Source organism: Nocardia sp. NBC_00565 (assembly GCF_036345915.1).
Taxonomy (GTDB): domain Bacteria; phylum Actinomycetota; class Actinomycetes; order Mycobacteriales; family Mycobacteriaceae; genus Nocardia.
In genome coordinates, this window is the sequence record NZ_CP107785.1 from 9,084,911 (window position 1) to 9,104,241 (window position 19,331).

At 65.8% G+C, this 19,331-nt stretch carries 20 protein-coding genes; 14 read left to right on the plus strand and 6 right to left on the minus strand.

What is annotated here, in order from left to right; genetic code table 11:
- Positions 1–21: 21 nt before the first annotated feature.
- Together OG874_RS41565 and OG874_RS41570 are read right to left on the minus strand one after the other, a co-directional pair.
- The gene (locus tag OG874_RS41565) at positions 22–192 is read right to left on the minus strand and encodes a hypothetical protein (RefSeq protein ID WP_330252495.1); all 171 of its coding nucleotides are present in this window, start codon (positions 190–192) and stop codon (positions 22–24) included.
- Positions 189–869 (minus strand): winged helix-turn-helix transcriptional regulator, encoded by a 681-nt coding sequence (locus OG874_RS41570; protein WP_330252496.1) that lies wholly within the window; start codon positions 867–869, stop codon positions 189–191. The genes OG874_RS41565 and OG874_RS41570 overlap by 4 nt, the downstream gene beginning before the upstream one ends.
- Between OG874_RS41570 and OG874_RS41575 the strand changes: the two genes are divergently transcribed.
- Together OG874_RS41575 and OG874_RS41580 are read left to right on the plus strand one after the other, a co-directional pair.
- Positions 769–1,131, plus strand: a complete 363-nt coding sequence (locus OG874_RS41575; RefSeq protein ID WP_330252497.1) for a hypothetical protein — start codon at positions 769–771, stop codon at positions 1,129–1,131. The genes OG874_RS41570 and OG874_RS41575 overlap by 101 nt on opposite strands.
- Positions 1,132–1,178: 47 nt before the next feature.
- Positions 1,179–1,913 (plus strand): HNH endonuclease family protein, encoded by a 735-nt coding sequence (locus OG874_RS41580; protein WP_442943218.1) that lies wholly within the window; start codon positions 1,179–1,181, stop codon positions 1,911–1,913.
- A gap of 96 nt (positions 1,914–2,009) precedes the next feature.
- On the opposite strand, the gene OG874_RS41585 is transcribed toward OG874_RS41580, so the two are convergent.
- From OG874_RS41585 to OG874_RS41595, 3 genes are all read right to left on the minus strand, one after another.
- A complete protein-coding gene (locus tag OG874_RS41585) occupies positions 2,010–2,417 on the minus strand; it encodes a DUF3224 domain-containing protein (RefSeq protein ID WP_330252498.1) in 408 nt (135 codons plus the stop codon).
- Between the two features lie 67 nt (positions 2,418–2,484).
- Positions 2,485–3,549, minus strand: coding sequence for an amidohydrolase family protein (locus OG874_RS41590; RefSeq protein ID WP_330252499.1), 1,065 nt, complete (start codon positions 3,547–3,549; stop codon positions 2,485–2,487).
- Positions 3,550–3,622: 73 nt separating this feature from the next.
- Positions 3,623–4,243, minus strand: a complete 621-nt coding sequence (locus OG874_RS41595) for a TetR/AcrR family transcriptional regulator (protein ID WP_330252500.1) — start codon at positions 4,241–4,243, stop codon at positions 3,623–3,625.
- A gap of 111 nt (positions 4,244–4,354) precedes the next feature.
- Between OG874_RS41595 and OG874_RS41600 the strand changes: the two genes are divergently transcribed.
- Entirely contained in the window at positions 4,355–4,756 is a 402-nt protein-coding gene (locus OG874_RS41600; protein ID WP_330252501.1) for a Dabb family protein, read from the plus strand.
- 28 nt (positions 4,757–4,784) lie between these two features.
- Here OG874_RS41600 and icmF read toward each other — a convergent pair whose 3' ends face one another.
- Positions 4,785–8,003, minus strand: a complete 3,219-nt coding sequence (gene icmF, locus OG874_RS41605) for a fused isobutyryl-CoA mutase/GTPase IcmF (RefSeq protein ID WP_330252502.1) — start codon at positions 8,001–8,003, stop codon at positions 4,785–4,787.
- A 256-nt stretch (positions 8,004–8,259) separates the two neighbouring features.
- Here icmF and OG874_RS41610 point away from each other — a divergent pair, with 256 nt between their 5' ends.
- From OG874_RS41610 to OG874_RS41660, 11 genes are all read left to right on the plus strand, one after another.
- A complete protein-coding gene (locus OG874_RS41610; RefSeq protein ID WP_330252503.1) occupies positions 8,260–9,225 on the plus strand; it encodes a hypothetical protein in 966 nt (321 codons plus the stop codon).
- On the plus strand, positions 9,222–10,286 hold the full coding sequence (locus tag OG874_RS41615; protein ID WP_330252504.1) for a hypothetical protein: 1,065 nt from the start codon (positions 9,222–9,224) through the stop codon (positions 10,284–10,286). Before OG874_RS41610 ends, OG874_RS41615 begins: the two co-directional genes overlap by 4 nt.
- Positions 10,283–10,483: a hypothetical protein gene (locus OG874_RS41620; RefSeq protein ID WP_330252505.1), complete on the plus strand. Its 201-nt coding sequence runs from the start codon at positions 10,283–10,285 to the stop codon at positions 10,481–10,483. The genes OG874_RS41615 and OG874_RS41620 overlap by 4 nt, the downstream gene beginning before the upstream one ends.
- Positions 10,483–11,331: a hypothetical protein gene (locus OG874_RS41625; RefSeq protein ID WP_330252506.1), complete on the plus strand. Its 849-nt coding sequence runs from the start codon at positions 10,483–10,485 to the stop codon at positions 11,329–11,331. Before OG874_RS41620 ends, OG874_RS41625 begins: the two co-directional genes overlap by 1 nt.
- A 247-nt stretch (positions 11,332–11,578) precedes the next feature.
- Positions 11,579–12,559, plus strand: a complete 981-nt coding sequence (locus tag OG874_RS41630) for a hypothetical protein (RefSeq protein ID WP_330252507.1) — start codon at positions 11,579–11,581, stop codon at positions 12,557–12,559.
- 49 nt (positions 12,560–12,608) lie between these two features.
- The gene (locus OG874_RS41635) at positions 12,609–13,589 is read left to right on the plus strand and encodes a DUF2157 domain-containing protein (RefSeq protein ID WP_330252508.1); all 981 of its coding nucleotides are present in this window, start codon (positions 12,609–12,611) and stop codon (positions 13,587–13,589) included.
- Between the two features lie 307 nt (positions 13,590–13,896).
- Positions 13,897–15,396 (plus strand): CoA-acylating methylmalonate-semialdehyde dehydrogenase, encoded by a 1,500-nt coding sequence (locus tag OG874_RS41640; protein WP_330252509.1) that lies wholly within the window; start codon positions 13,897–13,899, stop codon positions 15,394–15,396.
- Between the two features lie 28 nt (positions 15,397–15,424).
- Positions 15,425–16,564: an acyl-CoA dehydrogenase family protein gene (locus OG874_RS41645; RefSeq protein ID WP_330252510.1), complete on the plus strand. Its 1,140-nt coding sequence runs from the start codon at positions 15,425–15,427 to the stop codon at positions 16,562–16,564.
- Positions 16,561–17,619, plus strand: coding sequence for an enoyl-CoA hydratase/isomerase family protein (locus tag OG874_RS41650; protein WP_330252511.1), 1,059 nt, complete (start codon positions 16,561–16,563; stop codon positions 17,617–17,619). The genes OG874_RS41645 and OG874_RS41650 overlap by 4 nt, the downstream gene beginning before the upstream one ends.
- Positions 17,616–18,515 (plus strand): 3-hydroxyisobutyrate dehydrogenase, encoded by a 900-nt coding sequence (gene mmsB / locus OG874_RS41655; RefSeq protein ID WP_330252512.1) that lies wholly within the window; start codon positions 17,616–17,618, stop codon positions 18,513–18,515. Before OG874_RS41650 ends, mmsB begins: the two co-directional genes overlap by 4 nt.
- Entirely contained in the window at positions 18,512–19,288 is a 777-nt protein-coding gene (locus OG874_RS41660; RefSeq protein WP_330252513.1) for an enoyl-CoA hydratase, read from the plus strand. Before mmsB ends, OG874_RS41660 begins: the two co-directional genes overlap by 4 nt.
- Positions 19,289–19,331: the final 43 nt, after the last annotated feature.

Genomic DNA, 19,331 nt, shown 5'->3' on the forward strand with positions numbered 1-19,331 from the left:
GGCCGGCAGCCCACCCGGTTTCTACACGGCTGCGCCCGGACCCGGCAGTGGGTCGACGTCGGTTGCGTGCATCGGCTGGCCGCAGTGGGTACAGCGCAGGTCCACATTGCTGATCTCACCGCAGGCGTGATGGCGGTAGAGCACGGGTGGGCCTACCTCGCCCGTGCGCCACTTGTCACCCCAACCCTTCATGACCATGAGCAGGTCGACCAGTTCAGCGCCTTTTTCGTCAGGATGTACTCGTACCGCGGCCGCTGGTCATAGGCCTTTCGCTCGAGTATCCCGTGCTCGGCGAGGTGATTCAATCGCTCGGTCAGTACCTTGCGGCCCCCTGTGGGACTGTCTTCGTCTGCCGGGCGGCGTCCAGTGCGGCCTGCTCTCCTCGTCGGAGGCAACGGCCGCCCGGAGCCCCTCCCTGGCGAGGTGCCTGATGAGGCGACCGCGCAGGAGGGCTGCGCCTTGTCTCGACCCAGGGACCTGCCCGGCGAAGTCGAGCGGATCTCGACCGACCGCGCGTCGCGGATATGAACATCTGATGGGATCCCATAAAGTGGCTGGTCATAGATGGTTTCCAGCGTGCCGATAGGGTGCCGGGACGGGCAGGTACAGGCTGGATACAGCGGTACGGGATGGACACGAAAAAGTCTCTGACGTGGATGAGATGGACGGATCGCTACCACTTGGACCAAATTCGGAACATACTGGAATATCCGCTGGTCATCGCATGAGAACCGAGCTTTGGTGTCAACGGAAGCGGAGGGCACACCGATGACGATTCTGCTCCAGGTACTCGAGCAGAGCTTCACACCGAACACGCCGTGGGAACGGCGCAAATTCACCTTCGTCAATGCCTCGAAGATCGTCGGCATGCGACTCGACGGGCAGTCCGGCGTGTGGCTGGATCTGTCCCGACCTGGTGAATCACAGCGCCTGGCCCGAACACTGGACCCGCGTGAAGCGGTCACGTTCCTGCTCACCACCTTCGCGAAGATCGCCGAGTGCGAGGAACGCGGCGGCTCGTGGCTGATCGGGCACGACGGCGCGCACACCGAGTCCATCTCGGCCACCAGGTTCCCGCCGCGGACGAGTGAAGTCGCCAACGACGATCTGCTGGCTCGTGCCTGGTTGTGAGGCCTGACCTGCGCCATTGAGGACAGTGCGCCAGCCGTGCGCGGCGAATGTCGGTCCATGCGGGTACAGCTGGCACCGTGCGTGCCGACATTCGACGATGGTTGCCTGCTCTGCTCACGGTGGCGCTGTTCGCGCTGCCGGCTTGCGCCGACCGCGGGACCGAGCAGGCCGCGCCGGACAGTCCGACCCGGATTCAACTCGAACAATTGCTCGCCTCGGTGCGGGTAATTGCCGCGCGCCCGCATCCGGGCGGTTACGAGCGCGGCTGCAAGGAGGGGCAGGGCTGCGTATTCGGGCCGTCCTGGACCGATGACCACGACGGGCCCGGTGGGCACGACGGCTGCGATACCCGCAACAACGTGCTGAGCAAACAGCTGACCGAAGTGAGCTTCCGGCCCGGCACCCATGACTGTGTGGTCACCGCGGGCACATTGAACGACCCGTACACCGGCAGGCAGCTCACCTTCCGCAAGGCCGATGCCCGCGATATCCAGATCGACCACGTCTATCCGCTGGCCGCGGCCTGGGATATGGGTGCGGCGCGCTGGCCGCTCGAACGGCGGGTCCGGTTCGCCAACGATATCGACGTGAATCTGCTGGCCACCGATGCGAATGCCAATCAGTCCAAGGGTGACAGCACGCCTTCGGAATGGCTGCCGCCCGCATACGCGAACCATTGCTTCTACGCGGGCAAATACCTCACCGTCGCGGTCGAGTACGACCTGCCGGTAACCGCCGCGGACAACGCCGCCCTGAACGAAATCGCCCGCACCTGCTCATAATCACTGCGGACCTCGAACAGGCCCGATCCGATCACCGTCCGAGCCTGCTGATTTCGTGCGAAGGATGTTCCGAGGCACCCGAATCGGCGCGACCGCTCAGTCGAGTTCGTAATCGAACCAGATGTGGTGCGCGCCGTTGGCGTCGACGGTGAGACCGCCAGTGCCGGTGATGCCGGTCAGCTCACCGACCCCGCTGGTCGGGACGATGGTGAAGAACTCGGCGGTGCGGTCGGCACCGGAGGTTGTCGCCGAATGGGCGAAGTTGAAGCTGCCCGCGCGACCGTGCAACGCGCCCTCGAAGGACTCCATGGCGACATAGGTCCCCGTGCCCGTCGCCTGGTCGAAGGCGGCGGTGAACAGGGTTGCGGAGCGTCCGGTGATCTCTCCGGCGAATTCCTTCTCGATGGTGGCGATGCCGACCGGCAGTGCGGTGCGGATGGCCGGATCGGGCACGACGTCGGTGGGGACGAAGGATGCGACGGAAAAGGTGCCGGTTGCTTTCATGCGGCAGATGCTAGCGACCGGCACCGACAAGCTACGCCGCCGTCGCGAACCGGTAATCCGTATTTCTTCAGCGTTCGAGCTGGTAGGTCCGCAATGCGTTGGTGCGGAATATCTTCTCCAGTTCGGACTGGCCGCCGCCGTACTCGGTAATCGCGGTGGCAATGACCTCCGCACTGTCGGCGATACTCGTAATCGGTTTGTCCACCGGGAAATTGGAGCCCCACAGCAGTCGGTCGGCACCGAAGACATCCAAGGCGTGATCGACGAGTGGGCGAATTCGTTCCAGCAGCACCGGAACCGGCGTCGGGGTGCCGCGCGGTGGTACCGGGTGGCCGAGGACCGGCATCATCAAACCGCTGACTTTCGCGACCACATTCGGATTTTCGGCGAGTGCGGTGAGATCGTCGCGCCAGCGGACGAACAGTTCCCGGCGCAGGCTCGAATTGGTTCCGGTGTGCTTGCCGACCGGGCCGAAAATACCCGCGGGCGTGGCGAGATGGTCGAGCACGATGGGCACTTCGGGGTAACGCTCGGCAAGCGCCGTCACATCGGGCAGGGCGTGCGAGTACACCCACGCCTCGAACGACAGCCCGCGCTCGGCCAGCGCCGCGAAGCCGTTCAGGAATTCCTTTGTGGCGAGCGCGCCCTCATGATCGGTGTAAGGCCGGACAGCCGAATCGGGGTGATGCGCGACATGTGCGCGGATACCGTGCAGCAGCGGTGAAGCGGCCATATGGGCGTCGAGCAGCACTGGGAAATCGGGCGCCGCCGGATCGGCATTCCCGATGATCGCGCCGAGCTCGGGGTTGTCGCCGCCGAACGGCAGCCGGGCCACCCACGCCGTCTCGTCGGCCTTGTCTTTCCCGGTCCACCCGACCTCGATATGCACGATCGACTCGACCGGCACATCGCCCGCATCCGCACGGTAGTCGCTGGGCAGATACGGCCGCACATAAGCCGTGGGGTCACCGACGAATTCCCGATCCCGGCGTGGTGTCACCCGCTTGGCCAGATCGATCGGAATGGGCAACATCCGGAGCAATTTCGCCGAGCCGCTGAATTCGCGCGGTGTGCCGAACGGATCCCACTGATGAATATGCGAGTCGATGATCCGGATATCCGAGAGATCCATGTCCGCCGTCCCGATCGCGCCGATGCCTTTAACGCCGCGATTGTCACACGCGAGTGTCCGGCCGCGTTCGGAATCAGCGGGAACCGTAAGCGGATAGGAAGGTGCGCACTGCCGCGTCGGCGATATCGCGTTGTTCGGCGGCGTCGACCTCGCGGGTGCCGAGCCTGGAGCGCGCTTCCAGCGGCGCGGTGAGCAGTGCGAGCAGTTGTTCGGCCGCCTGCGCCGGATCGCTGGTGTGCAGGCGACCCGAAAGGGCAAGTCGCGCAAGCCGATCGGCCAACGCCTCGGCGATTCGCCCCGAGGTGCGCGCCAGCACGGTGTCGGCCAGCTCGGGGAAGGCGGCCAGTTGTGCGTAGGTCAGCGCGCGCAGTGCGCGGGCACGCTCGCTCGCGCATTCCTCGAGTAGCGCCTGTGCCGTCTCGGTGAGGGTGGCGGCGAGGTCGTCGCCGGGTTCGCGGAGCCGGTCGACGATCGCCAGGGTCTCGGCGGATACGGCATCGGCGGCGGCGAGCACCGCGTGCTCGAAGAGGGTCCGCTTATCGTTGAGGTGGTTGTAGACAGTGGGCTTGGCGACGCCCGCCTCGTCCGCGATCTCCTGGACGCAGGCCTTGTCGTAGCCGCGCCGCGCGAAGACGGTGAACGCGACATCCAGGATCGCTTGCCGCTTATCGATGCGTCCACGCGCTGCCGTCACCCCCGCATGTTAGCGCCAGTACGGCTTCGAATGAACTCATGGGTTCACTATTGCGGATCTACCAGTCAGTTATCTAGATTGAACTCGCTGGTTCAAACGAGGAGGAATCCCATGATCGTTCATCTGCTGCGCTTCGCCTTCCGCGAGGAGACCACCGAGGAACAGAAGGCCGAGGTGCTCGCACTCATGAAGCGCACGGCATCGGTCGAATCGGTCTCATTCGCGACTGTCGGCCAGAATCTCGGTGACGCCAGCGAGGGGCTGACGCACGCCTACTGCGTCGGTATCGAAGACCTGGCGGCGATGGAGCGCTATATGCACGATCCGGTGCACCTGGCCGGTGATCCGCATATCGTTCCGCATTTCGCGAAGGTCGTGATCGGACCCGACGTATCGGACGATCCGGATCCCGAACTGCGCACGAAGATCATGGCGCTGAACGAGGCGAAGCTGGCGAAGTACCCGGACTGGGCGCGGCAGATGGCGACCATCCCCGACGTGCGAATCTTCTGACGGCCGAGTCGGATTCGCGCCGCGGCGGCTACACGTTGCGGCGGTATTGGCCGCCGACGGTGAAGAACGTGTCGGTGATCTGTTGCAGCGTGCAGACGCGGGCGGCGTCCATCAGAACCTCGAAAATGTTGTCGTCGGTGCGGGCCACCGCGTCGAGGCGGGCGAGAGCGGCGTGCGCTTCGTCTCGGTGTTGATTCTGGAATTCGCGCACGCGCGTCAACTGCGACTGCTTCTCCGCCTCGGTGCCGCGCGCAAGTTCGATGACGCGCTGCGGTTCGCCATGCGGGTTGCGGAAGGTGTTGACGCCGATGAGCGGCAGCGAGCCATCGTGTTTGCGGTGCTCGTACCGCATGGATTCGTCCTGGATCTTGCCGCGCTGGTAGCCGGTCTCCATCGCACCGAGGACGCCGCCGCGCTCGCTGATGCGGTCGAATTCGGCGAGTACGGCCTCCTCGACGAGATCGGTGAGTTCATCGATGAGAAAGCTGCCCTGGAGCGGATTTTCGTTCATCGCGATGCCCCACTCGCGATTGATGATGAGCTGGATGGCCAGCGCGCGGCGCACCGATTCCTCGGTGGGGGTGGTCACCGCCTCGTCGTAGGCATTGGTGTGCAGGCTGTTGCAGTTGTCGTAGATGGCGATGAGTGCCTGCAGGGTGGTGCGAATGTCGTTGAAGCTCATCTCCTGTGCGTGCAGTGAACGGCCCGAGGTCTGCACGTGGTACTTCAGCTTCTGCGAACGTTCGTTGGCGCCGTAGCGATCTCGCATGGCGACCGACCAAATCCGCCGGGCGACCCGGCCGATCACCGAATATTCCGGATCCATGCCATTGGAGAAGAAAAACGACAGGTTGGGCGCGAAGTCATCGATATTCATACCGCGCGCGAGATATGCCTCCACATAGGTGAATCCGTTGGCGAGGGTGAAGGCAAGCTGGCTGATCGGATTCGCACCGGCCTCGGCGATGTGATAACCGGAGATCGAGACCGAATAGAAGTTGCGAACACCACGGCGCACGAACCATTCCTGAATGTCGGCCATCATGCGCAGGCTGAATTCGGTGGAGAAGATGCAGGTGTTCTGGCCCTGATCCTCCTTGAGGATGTCGGCCTGCACGGTGCCGCGCACCGTCGCCAGGGTGCGCGCGGTGATGTCCGCGTCCTCGTCGGCGGTGGGCTCGCGGCCCTCGGCTTCCGAAAAGCGTTCCAGCGCTTGGTCGATGGCGGTATTGAGGAAGTACGCCAGGATGGTCGGGGCCGGGCCGTTGATCGTCATCGACACCGAGGTGGTCGGCGCGGTCAGCTCGAAGCCGTCGTAGAGCGCCTTCATATCGTCGAGCGAGGCGATCGAGACGCCGGAGGTGCCGACCTTGCCGTAGATGTCGGGGCGTTCGGCGGGGTCGTGGCCGTAGAGCGTCACCGAGTCGAAGGCGGTGGACAGCCTGGTCGCCTCGGCATGTTCGCTGAGCACCTTGAATCGCCGATTGGTGCGGAACGGATCGCCCTCGCCCGCGAACATCCGCGCGGGATCCTCGTTATCGCGCTTGAACGGGAAGACGCCCGCGGTGAACGGGAATCGGCCGGGCAGATTCTCCGAACGCAGGAACCGCAGCAGCTCACCGTGATCGGTGAACCTGGGCAGTGCGACGCGCGGAATGGTATTGCCGGACAACGTTTCCCGACGCAGCGGCGTGCGGATCTCGCGATCACGGACCCGCACCACCTGCTCCTCGCCGCGATAGGATTCGGCGAGTTCGGGCCAGTCCGCGAGCAGTGCGGCATTGCCGGGATGCAATGCGGTGCGGGCCTTTTCGGCCAGTTCGGCCACCGCCGTGTCATCGGGCAGTTCGGCCGCCACCTGCTCGATCCGCTGCGAACGCTGTGCCGCGGCGACTTGGGTGGCCGTCTCGGCATGGTAATCGCGGACCGTATCGGCGATCTCGGCGAGATAGCGCACCCGCGCGGGCGGAATGATCTGGGCGAACCGAGTGGAGGCGCGGGTCTGCACCTGAGGGAGTACGCCGGGCTCCAGGTGCAGACCGCGCGCGGCGAGCAATCCGGTGAGGTGCTGGTACAGCGCCGTCACGCCGTCATCGTTGAAAGTGGCTGCGCTGGTACCGAATACCGGCATCTCCTCGGGCGATTTGGTGAACTCCTCGCGATTGCGAATCAGCTGGCGCGAGACATCGCGCAGGGCGTCCTCGGCACCGCGGCGCTCGAACTTGTTGATCGCCACCACATCCGCGAAGTCCAGCATGTCGATCTTTTCCAGCTGGGAGGCCGCGCCGAATTCCGGTGTCATCACATACATCGACACGTCCACGTGCTCGGTGACCGCGGCATCGCCCTGGCCGATGCCCGGGGTCTCCAGGATCACCAGGTCGTATCCCGCTGCCTTACAGGCGGTCACGATGCCATCGATATTCTGCGGTAGCTCGCGCCCGCCCCGGGTGGCCAGTGAGCGGAAGAAGATGTGATCGCCGTCGAGGGCGTTCATCCGGATGCGGTCGCCGAGCAGTGCGCCGCCGCCGCGTCGACGGGTCGGATCCACCGCCAGAATCGCGACCCGCAGCTTGTCCTGCTGATCCGAACGCAGTCGGCGCACCAATTCGTCGGTGAGCGAAGACTTTCCGGAGCCGCCGGTGCCGGTGATACCGAGCACCGGCACGGTGCGCGCGGCAGCGGCCGCCGCCAGGGTCTGCCGGTCGGACTCCGGCAGTGTGTCCTGCTGGAGGCAGGTAATCGCGCGGGCGAGCGCGGCCCGCTCACCGGCGAGGACCGCGTCCAATACCGGTGGCTCCGTGGCGAGGTCGACATCGCAGGCACGGATCAGCTGATTGATCATGCCGGGCAGACCGAGTCGCTGGCCGTCCTCGGGGGAGAAGATGGTGACGCCGGATTCGGCCAGGCGTGCGATCTCCTCGGCGACGATCACGCCGCCGCCGCCACCGAAGATCCGAACATGTTCCGCTCCGGCCTTTTTCAGCGCATCGGCGAGATATTCGAAGTACTCGACATGCCCGCCCTGATACGAACTCACCGCAACGCCTTGGGCGTCCTCGGTGAGCACCGCGTCCACAACCTCGCTGACCGCGCGGTTGTGCCCTAGATGAATCACCTCGGCCCCCTGCGCCTGCAGGATCCGGCGCATGATGTTGATCGCCGCGTCGTGCCCGTCGAACAGGGCGGCCGAGGTCACGAAGCGGACGGGATGGGCGGGCGTATGAAGCGCGGTGCTATCGGCCACGGGGTCCTCCGGGGAATCCTGTTGACGCCCGATACTAGGACGTCAAACCAATCCTACGGTGATGGCAGTCACAGCGCCAGGTGAGTGCGCCGCGAGCTCGACAGGGTCGGCTGCCGGTGGCCGAATGATTGCCAGGGATTTCGCTCACCGTGACCGCAACTCGCGACATTCCCCCGGACTCTTGTTCCGATGGAGACAGCTGCCGGATAGCCGCCATTTGCGCTGGCAGGACCTCATCTCAATCGAAGGACGATCCATGGGAACGAACTCGTATCGGCTGCTCGCCGTGTTCGCCGCCCTCGGCCTGTCGGCGATTGTCACACCGACCGCATCCGCCGAGCCCGCGCCGTTGAACGGTCTGTTCGCACTGGCACCGGGCGTGTGCTCGAACGGCGCGGTGACCGGGAGCTTCTTCCGGATGATCCTGCCGACCGGCGACGCGGGCGGGCCATATCTGCAGAACAGCGATTCGCGCTGCAGCGACCAGACGGTGACGCCGCTGTCCGCGGGCAGCGACGGCGGTCTACTGAGCGGCACCTACCAACCGCAACCCGCGGCCGCCTTCGACGCCGCGGGCAATGCGCAGTCGGGACGGGTCACCACACCGGTCCGCTTCTACGGCGTCGACTTCGCCACCGCCACCAATCCCACCGATCCGCAGACCGGCGGTGCGACGGGACTGCCGGAACTTTTTGCCGACGGCGGACAGTTGTCTGGCGATTTGAGCAGTCTCGGGGTGACCTGGAACAACCAGGTTTTCAATCAGGGTTCGCCCAAGCCGGGCGGCGGGCTGTCGGGCAAGACCAGCCCGATCAGCGGGAGCATCGATGGCGCGGGCAACTTCGTCATCGAGTGGACGAGCCAGATCGTGGGCGGCCCGTTCAACAACTTCACCGGGCTGTGGCATCTGGCGGGCCAGTACCGCGGTGGTGCGGTGCCGCAGGCCGCTCCGGCTGCTGCGCCGTTGGCGCCCAGCGCTCCGTCGCCTGCCGCGCCCGCTGATGCTCCGGTCGCGGCTGCTGCCCCGTCGGTCGCCGAATCCGTGCCCGTCGCATTGGCGCAACCCGTGCACACCGACGCCGTGCTCGCGACCAAGACGGTCGAAGTCCCACGCGCGCACCACACTCCGGTGTGGGTGGTGCCCGCGCTGCTCGTGCTCGCCATCGCGGCGGCCGGGGTGTTGTTCAACGCGGACCGCATAGCGGGCCGGAACCGGCAATGACCGCCGTCTCACCCGACAGCGTGTCGCAAACGTCTGGTCTGCCCGCCTATTCGGAATTCGTGTCGAATCCCGACGCCGCGCCCCCGCCGCCGGGTCGGCGATGGCCGTTCGTGGTGATCATCGTGATCGGCGCGCTGCTGCTGCTCGCGCCCATCGTGACGGGGATGTTCCCGCGAGCGGTCAAGGGGGAGGCCATGATCGACTCGTTCGCGCCGTACGTGACGCAGTCGAGCATCGACGGTTATCGATCCGATCTGCAAGTACTCGAGGATGCCAGGACCAACCTGCTGGCGCTGCGGGCAGTAGGTCAGCCGCCCGGGAACTACGAACGCGTCGATCAGTTCGTTCGCGACTACCCGGGCATCCGATCCGATATGTCCACGATGATCGACGCGATCGATGCCAACCGGAGCAATTACGAAAAGCTTGCCGCCACAACACCATTCGGATCTCTGCCTTGGCTGCTCGCGCTGCCGGGAGTGCTCCTGATCGGTGCGGGTGTGCTCGGCTTTCGACGGGCGCAGGCCGGACAGCGAACCGTGCTGTGGCAGTCGGTGGCGGCGTTGGCCGCTCTCGGGTTGATCGCGGTTCCGGTTATCGGCGGGCTGTTTCCGGCCGCGCCCGCGGCACAGCCGTTGATCGAGGGCTTCCGGCCGATTCTCACCCACGATGAGGTGCGAAAGGTCCAGGGCTACTTCGTCACTCTCGTCGCGGCAGACGGTGAGTTGAACAGTCGATACACCGGCGCGGTCCGTGCCGCCCACCCGGATGCCGACCTGACCGGCATCACCGCGCTCGAATCCCGTTGGCAGCCGATGACATCCCGATTCGCCGCATTGATCGGTGCGATGAACGACAACGTCGTGAACTTCGACGCGGTTGTCGCGCTGAACGATTCGACGAAACCATTCGGCTTCACCGCATTCCGGGGTCTCGGCTGGTCTTACATCGTTCCCGGTGTCTTGGTGCTGGCCGTTGTCGCCGCCGGGATTCGCGGCTCCGGACAACGGGACGGGGATGCCGCCCACCGCACGAAACCGATTGGTGGTGAGTCGAAATGAACTCGCGTACTGGCCGAAAGTGGTTTGCCGAGTGCGTCGACCGGGTCTCGAAATGGTGCGAGACGAGCGTCGGAGCGTGGGCCGCTGCCGAAGCGCCCGCCGTCGCGACCGGGATGCGCGATGCCGTCATCGTCGCCACAGTCACCGAGTTCGGTTCGCCGAGTCGGCCGAACGTATTCGGAGGTGACTGGCTGTGATGGCGCGCGCATCAATCCTCGCGGCCGCATGCGCCGCGCTGACCCTCGTATTGCCCGGATGTTCCGACGGCGGCGATGCTCCGAAGGCGTCCGCGCCGGAGCAGCTGGTCGGATTGCTGCGGTTCACACCGGGTTCGGTGGCCGGAGACACCGTCGCGGGTACCTGGTTCCGGATGGTGCAGCCTGGGGGGACGCCCGAGCGCGGTCCGTATATGCCCAATGGTGATTCCCCGGCGCAGGGCGGTGCGACCACGTTGCTCGAGCCGGGAACCGCGGGCGGACTGCGCACCGGCGGATATCAGAGCGAGCCCAAACCCGGTTTTGCTCAGGGACATTCACTATCCGCCTCGATCACCAAGCCGACAAAGTTCTTCGCGGTCGAATTCGGCATCTCCACTAATCCGGTCGATCCGCAGACCCAGCGCGAAGTCACACCGCCGACCGTGGTGAACGACGGCGGGAAGCTGACCGGGGATCTGGCCTCCTGGGCCGCATCCTGGAACGACCAGGAGTTCAACCAGGGTGCACCGAAGCCGCCGGAGAAGCAGGGCGCGCAGGTGGCGGGCGCGGAGCAGGTGCAGAAGGTCTGGGACTGGGTCGGCCAGCAGTGGTTCGACCGGCCGAAATCCGATGCGGCCCAGGGGCCGTCCGCGACCGGGACCTACGACCCGGCCTCTCGAAAGTTCACCCTGCAGTGGACCAGCCTGATCGTCGGCGGGCCGTTCAACGGTTTCACCGGTGTCTGGCATCTGGAGGGGGTATTCGAACCCGACGCCGCGGCACCCGCCCCAGCCGCACCGGTTTCGCCTCCGGCCACGACACCAACTTCACCCGCCCCGCTGACTTGACTGCCCCGCTGACTTGACTGCCCCGCTGACTTGACTGCCCCGCCGACTTGACCAAATCGCTGACGTGACTGACCCGCTGACTTAACCAAATCGCCGACTTGACCGCAGCACTCACTTGACCGCACCGGTAACTCGACCGAATCGCCAATTTGACCGCACCGCTGACTTGACCGCAGCGCCGACCTAGCCGCAGCGCCGAATTCGCCTGCGGCGCCGCCACATCAGATACGAACAGGAGTACGGTCCGATGACTCGCACTACGACACGACCAGGGCTCGCCGGTGCCATCCGAGCGGTCGCCGCGCTGACCGTAATCGGCAGCGCTGTCGCGGTGACCGCGTTGACGGTCCGCCAGGATGATGAGGTCGCGAGGGTCGTGGTCGAGCAGGAACAGCCGACTGCGGGACAGTCCACCGCGACGCCGACGTCCACTGCGACACCGACATCCGCCGCCGCATCGACACCGGTCGCACCGCCGACGCCTGGAGCTGCCGCGCCACCCGCGGGCGCTGCCGCCGGTGCCCCCGCCGCTTCGGTCCCGCTGGGTGCGGCAGGCGTCCCAGCCGCCGTCGCGATCGGTCCGGCCACCAGTGCAACCACCCCCGGCACAACCGGCCCCGCGACCTCGGTCCCGCTCGGCGGCGCACCCGGAGCTGATCCCGCGAGTTCGGTCCCACTCGGCGGTACCCCCGGAACCGGCCCGGCAACGTCAATTCCCCTCGGCGCCAGCCCATTCGCCACCCCCGCGGTCAACACCCAATCGGCCTGCCCACTCGGCTGGCCCGCCCCGAAGCAACAGGGCGGCCTCGCCTCACTCATCGGCCTCGCCCCCTTGGCCGGCCCGTTCTCCTCCGAGGCCTTCGCCCTCGGCTCGGTCTACCAGCCGATCCTGCAACTGGTCGGCCCTGTCCTCGCCGAGATCGCGCCCGTGATCACCCAGTACCAGCCACTCATCGATCCGCTGATCACCCAGGTGCAGGCTGTGGAAGCCGTTGTACTGCAAGCGATCCTGCCCTACTACGGCCCCTACCGTGATCAGCTCATCGCCGCCGAGGGCGACCTGGCAAAGGCTCTCACCCCGATACTGACCAACGTCTACAACAGCGAGATCGCCTCCTGCTTCGTCGCCTGGCAGGGCCAGATCATCGATCAGGCCAAGGGCGGCCCGATCAGGGTCGCGTCCCTGGCCCATCCCGGCACCATCGTCGAACTCGGTCCGGAGTCTTGAATCGGCAAGGAGTATTAACGGCTGCCGGTGTACCGGCCATACTCGATGTATGGGGAGACAAGTTCGGTCGGGGGCGGCGCTACAGCGGCTGGTCGACCAAGGTGTATTGACCGACGCTCAGCGCGATGCGGTCACGACGGCATTAGCAGCGGAGCAGGAGAAGCCCCAGTCGCCGGGCAAACTGCTCGCCGAGATCGCCGCGTATATCGGCGCGGGTGCGATGCTCGGCGCCCTCGCCCTATTACTCACCTCTTCCTGGGACGACCTGCAGCGGACCGGCCGCATTGTCATCTTCGCGCTGGTATCCGTCGGCCTCGCCGTCGGCGCGATCGCGCTCGCCGGTGGCATCTCCGGATTGTTCAGCCGCACTCCGGTCTCACACACGTCCCGCTCGCGGCTCGCCACGGTGCTGTTCGCGCTCGCTTCCATATCGGTTGCCGTATCGGTGGGCTCGGCTCTCGATAGCAATCCGGACCGTGCGTTGGTCTGCGCCTGCATAGCGGGTCTGGTGGTGGCCCTTCTCGGCTATCTGGCCCTGCCGTCGGTGATCGGCATCTTCGCTGCGGCTTGGTACAGCGTCGGCCTGGTCTTGGTAGTGCTCGACGAGGTGTTCGACGTCGAGGAAGTCTGGGTCGGCCTCGGCCTGCTCGCCCTCGGCGCGATCTGGTTCGCGCTCACCAGGTTCGGCGTATTCGTCGAAAACTGGGCGGGATATATCGTGGCGATCCTCATCTCGGTGACGGGCGCGGTGACTGTCGACAGCAGCCCGGAGCAGCAGGGATTCGTGCTCACCGCGCTGGTGGCCGTCGTTTGTTTCGTGCTGTATGCCACGCAACGCTCGGCAGTGCTCGTGATCGGCGGCAGCGCGACGGTCGCGCTCGCCGTGGCTATGGGGGTCGGCCGACTGTTCGATGGCGAAGCCGGCGTCCTGGTCGCGATCGTGATAGTCGGCGCGGTAGTGCTCGCCGTGGGCACGCGATTGCTCACCCGATCGCCGTCGCGTGACACACAGCGTCCCGGCCAGAGCTAGGCCACGGCTCGCTCCATGTTGATGTAGGCGCGGTCGCGAAGCTTCCGTACGGCGCAACAACCGGATTCTCGCCAACGCGCTGGCCATCGATCCGCATGAGACGTTGCCGGTCGCCGCCGCTGCGGACCGAGGCTGACCTGCGCGAATTCGCGCTGCGCCGGATCGTGCCGTCGGTGGTGCGGGCGTAGGCGCTGGCTCGTGGGATGAATCACAGTCTGTCCGCGCGCCTGTATTTGTTTGGACGTCCAACTATAGGATGACCGCAGATCGCGTTTCGCGCGGCGTCGACTAGGAGAACAGGACTGGCATGGTTCGCGAACTGACTCATTTCATCGGCGGGCAGCAGGTCGCCGGGGCCTCGGGCAACTTCGGCGATATCTTCGATCCGAATACCGGCCAGGTGCAGGCGCGGGTGCCGTTGGCGAGTAAGGCCGAGGTCGACGCCGTGATCGCGAACGCGGCCGAGGCGCAGCAGGTGTGGGCCGCGTTCAACCCGCAGAAGCGGGCGCGGGTGCTGATGAAGTTCCTGACCCTGGTGCAGGACGAGATGGATTCCCTCGCGGCACTGCTGTCCGCGGAGCACGGCAAGACCATCGCGGACGCCAGGGGCGATATCCAGCGCGGTATCGAGGTCATCGAATTCGCGGCGGGCATCCCGCATCTGCTCAAGGGTGAGTACACCGAGAGCGCGGGCACCGGCATCGACGTCTACTCGATGCGGCAGCCGCTCGGCGTCGTCGCGGGCATCACCCCGTTCAACTTCCCGGCCATGATCCCGCTGTGGAAGGCCGGTCCGGCGCTGGCGTGCGGAAATGCCTTCGTGCTCAAGCCATCCGAGCGCGACCCCTCGGTACCGCTGCGGCTGGCCGAGCTGTTCCTCGAGGCGGGTCTGCCCGCGGGCGTATTCAATGTCGTCAACGGCGATAAGGAAGCGGTCGACGCGATCCTGCACTCGCCGACCGTCAAGGCCGTCGGCTTCGTCGGCTCCACCCCGATCGCGCAGTACATCTACGAGACCGCGACCGCGAACGGCAAACGCGCGCAGTGCTTCGGCGGTGCGAAGAACCACGCGATCGTCATGCCCGACGCCGATCTCGACGATGTCGCCGATCAGCTCATCGGCGCGGGCTACGGCTCGGCCGGCGAGCGCTGCATGGCCATCTCGGTCGCCGTGCCGGTCGGGCAGGAGACCGCCGATCGCCTGCGCGAGAAGCTGATCGAGCGAATCGCCAAGCTGAACGTCGGACGCTCCGACGACGCGGGTGCCGATTTCGGCCCGCTGGTCACCAAGGACGCGCTCGGCCGGGTCGAGAACTATGTGCAGATCGGTGTCGACGAGGGCGCCGAACTGGTGATCGATGGCCGCGGTCTGGCGGTCGACGGCGGCGAAGGCGGTTACTTCACCGGCGCAACGCTTTTCGACAACGTCACCAAGGAAATGCGGATCTACCAGGAAGAGATCTTCGGCCCCGTGCTGACGATCGTGCGTGCCAAGGATTACGACGAGGCGCTGGCCCTGCCCAACGACCACGAATACGGCAACGGTGTCGCGATCTTCACCCGCGACGGTGACACCGCTCGCGATTTCGCCGCCCGCGTGCAGGTCGGCATGGTCGGCATCAACGTGCCGATCCCGGTGCCGATCGCGTACCACACCTTCGGCGGTTGGAAGCGCTCCGGCTTCGGCGACCTGAACCAGCACGGCCCGGACTCGATCAAGTTCTACACCAAGACCAAGACGGTCACCCAGCGCTGGCCCGCCGGCCTGAAGGACAGCAACCACTTCGTCATCCCGACGATGGACTGATCAGCTCACCGACGGGAGGTTGACGACAGTGTTCGTACTCGATGACGACGAGCGCGCCATCACCGAGATGGCACGCGACTTCGCCGACGAATATCTCGCCCCGAACGCCCTCGACTGGGATGAGCAGAAGCACTTTCCAGTGGATGTGCTGCGCAAGGCGGGTTCACTCGGCATGGGCGGCATCTACATCCGTGAGGATGTCGGCGGCTCCGGGCTGCGCAGGCTCGATGCCGTGCGCATCTTCGAGCAGCTGGCCACCGGCTGTCCCGCCATCGCGGCGTATATCTCCATCCACAACATGGTTTCGTGGATGATCGACAGCTATGGCAACGACGAGCAGCGCAACCACTGGCTGCCCCGGCTGACCTCGATGGAGTGGCTGGGCAGCTATGCGCTCACCGAGCCGGGCGCCGGATCGGATGCGGCGGCCCTGAGCACCAAGGCCGTTCGCGACGGTGCGGACTACTTGCTCACCGGGGTCAAACAATTCATCTCCGGCGCGGGCAGTACGGACGTGTACGTCATCATGGCGCGCACCGGCGATACCGGCGCGAGTGGTATCTCGGCGTTCATCGTCCCGGCCGACACTGCGGGAATCTCCTTCGGCGCCAATGAAAAGAAGATGGGCTGGAATGCGCAGCCCACTCGTCAGGTGATCCTGGACAACGCCAGGGTGCCCGCCGCCAATATGCTCGGTGTCGAAGGCAATGGCTTCCGGATCGCGATGAACGGGCTCAACGGCGGTCGGCTGAATATCGCCGCCTGCTCGCTCGGCGGCGGGCAGTCCGCACTGGACAAGTCGGTGGCATATCTGGCCGAGCGCAAGGCCTTCGGCGGACGACTGCTCGACAATCCGGCACTGCAATTCCAGCTCGCGGATATGCGCACCTCGCTGGAGGCGGCGCGCACCCTGCTGTGGCGGGCCGCGGCGGCGCTGGATGCCGACGCCGACGACAAGGTCGAATTGTGCGCCATGGCAAAGCGATTCACTACCGACGCCGGATTCGAGGTCGCGAACAAGGCGCTGCAGTTGCACGGCGGCTACGGCTACCTGGCCGAATACGGCGTGGAGAAGATCGTCCGCGATCTACGGGTGCACCAGATTCTGGAGGGCACCAACGAAATCATGCGGGTGGTCGTTGCCCGCTCGGTGGTAGGAGCAGCATGACGGAATCCGAAGTTCTCATCGATAAGCGGGACGGACTCGGTCTGATCACGCTGAACCGGCCCAAGGCCATCAATGCGCTGAATCATCCAATGGCCCTTGCCATTACCGCCGCGCTGCAGGTGTGGGCCGACGACGACGAGGTCCGTACCGTCGTCGTCACCGGCGCGGGGGAGCGCGGGCTCTGCGCGGGCGGCGATATCGTCGCCATCCACAACGACGCGAAAAGCGGTACTGTCAGCGCTGATTCGGCGACCGGCCGGTTCTGGCGCGACGAATACGTCCTCAACGCCCTGATCGGCCGTTACCCGAAGCCCTACGTCGTGATCATGGACGGCATCGTGATGGGCGGCGGTGTCGGGCTTTCCGGCCACGGCAGCCACCGCATCGTCACCGAGCGTTCCAAGATCGGCATGCCCGAGGTCGGCATCGGCTTCATCCCGGATGTCGGCGGCACCTACCTGCTCGCCCGCACCCCGGGCGAAATCGGCACACACGTCGCGCTGACCACCGCGCGGATGACCGCCGGTGACGCCATCGCCGCGGACTTCGCCGATTACTACGTGGCCTCGGAACACATTCCGGCACTGCTGGAAACGCTGCGCACCGAGACTGCCGAGATCGCGATCGCCAAATTCGCCGCGGACGCACCGGAATCCGAGTTGGTGGCGCAGCAGGACTGGATCGATGCCTGCTACAGCGCGGACACCGTCGAAGAAATCGTCGACCGGCTGCGGTCACACGGTTCGCCGGAGGCGGCCAAGGCCGCCGGTGACATCCTCACCAAATCGCCTGTGGCACTAAAAGTGACGCTCCGTTCGCTGCGCGCTGCCCGTACCGCGCCGAGCCTGGAAGCCGTGCTGAACCAGGAGTACCGCGTCTCGATCGCCTCGCTGGCCTCGCACGATCTGGTCGAGGGCATCCGCGCCCAGGTGATCGACAAGGACCGCAACCCACAGTGGTCGCCCGCGACACTCGCCGAGGTCACCACCGAGCAAGTCGACGCGTATTTCGCCGAATTGGGCGATAAGGAACTGGGTTTGGAGGCAGACAAGTGAGTAAGAAGATCGGTTTCCTCGGCCTCGGTCACATGGGCGGACCGATGGCCGCGAACCTGGTCGAGGCGGGCTACGACGTCCTCGCCTTCGACCCGGTCCCTACCGCACAGGAACAGGCGGCGAAAGACGGTGCCACCGTGGTGGATTCCGCCGCGAAGGCCGCCGCCGACCGTGATGTCGTGATCACCATGCTGCCCAACGGCAAATTGGTCCTCGACGTCTATGCCGACCTGCTCCCGGCCGCCGCTCCGGGCACGCTGTTCATCGACTGCTCCACCATCGACGTCGCCGACGCCAAGGCCGCCGCCGAGCTGGCCCTCGGCGCCGGCCACCGCGCACTGGACGCCCCGGTCTCCGGCGGTGTCGCCGGTGCGGCGGCGGGCACGCTGACCTTCATGGTCGGCGGCGGCGAGGCCGACTTCGCCGACGCGCTCGACGTACTCGAGGTCATGGGCGGCAAGGTCGTGCACTGTGGCGGCTCCGGTGTTGGCCAAGCCGCCAAGATCTGCAACAACATGCTGCTCGGCATCTCGATGGTCGGCCTGTCCGAGGCCCTGGTGCTCGGTGAGAAGCTGGGCCTGAGCCACCAGTCGTTCTTCGACGTGGTCTCCACCGCCTCGGGGCAGAGCTGGGCGCTGACCAGCTACTGTCCGGTCCCCGGCCCGGTCCCGACCAGCCCCGCCAACAACGACTATCAGCCCGGATTTGCCACCGCACTGATGACCAAGGACCTGGGCCTGGCCGCGAACGCCCTGCGCGACAATGGCATCGACGGGCAGCTCGGACTGCTCGCCGCCGAGATCTACGCCCGGTTCAACCAGGCGCAGGCCGGTAAGGACTTCTCGGCTATCGTCACCGACATACGTAACCGTTCCGACCGAGAAGGTGCCGAGTGACAGACTTTGAGACGATTCTGCTCGAGCGCAAGGGCCGAGTCGGCTGGATCACGCTGAACCGCCCGAAGGCGCTGAACGCGCTGAATGGGCAGGTCCTCGACGACGTCATCGCCGCGCTCGACGAACTCGAGCACGACGAGGCGATCGGGGCCATCGTCATCACCGGTTCGGACCGGGCCTTCGCGGCGGGCGCCGATATCAAGGAGATGCAGCCCAAGTCGTACATGGATATGTTCATGAACGACTACTTCGCCCGCTGGGACCGGCTGGCGCAGTTCCGCAAGCCCACCATCGCCGCCGTCGCCGGTTACGCGCTGGGTGGCGGCTGCGAACTGGCCATGATCTGCGACATCCTGCTCGCCGCCGATAACGCCAAGTTCGGTCAGCCCGAGATCAAGCTCGGCGTCATCCCCGGTATCGGCGGTTCGCAGCGCCTTACTCGCGCGATCGGCAAGGCCAAGGCCATGGATCTGGTGCTGACCGGCCGCAATATGGATGCCGATGAGGCCGAGCGCGCCGGACTCGTCTCGCGCATCGTCCCCGCGGCCGAACTGCTCGACACCGCACTCGAGGTCGCCGAGACCATCGCCTCGATGTCGTTGCCGGTCACCATGATCGCGAAGGAGGCGGTGAACCGTTCCTTCGAGACCACCCTGGCCGAGGGCCTGCGCTTCGAGCGCCGGGTGTTCCACTCGCTGTTCGCGATCGAGGATCAGAAGGAAGGTATGAGCGCCTTCGTGGAGAAGCGTCCGGCGAAGTTCAGCAACCGCTGATTCGCGCACGACTGTATTAACCCACCCCGCCGACTCCGTCGGC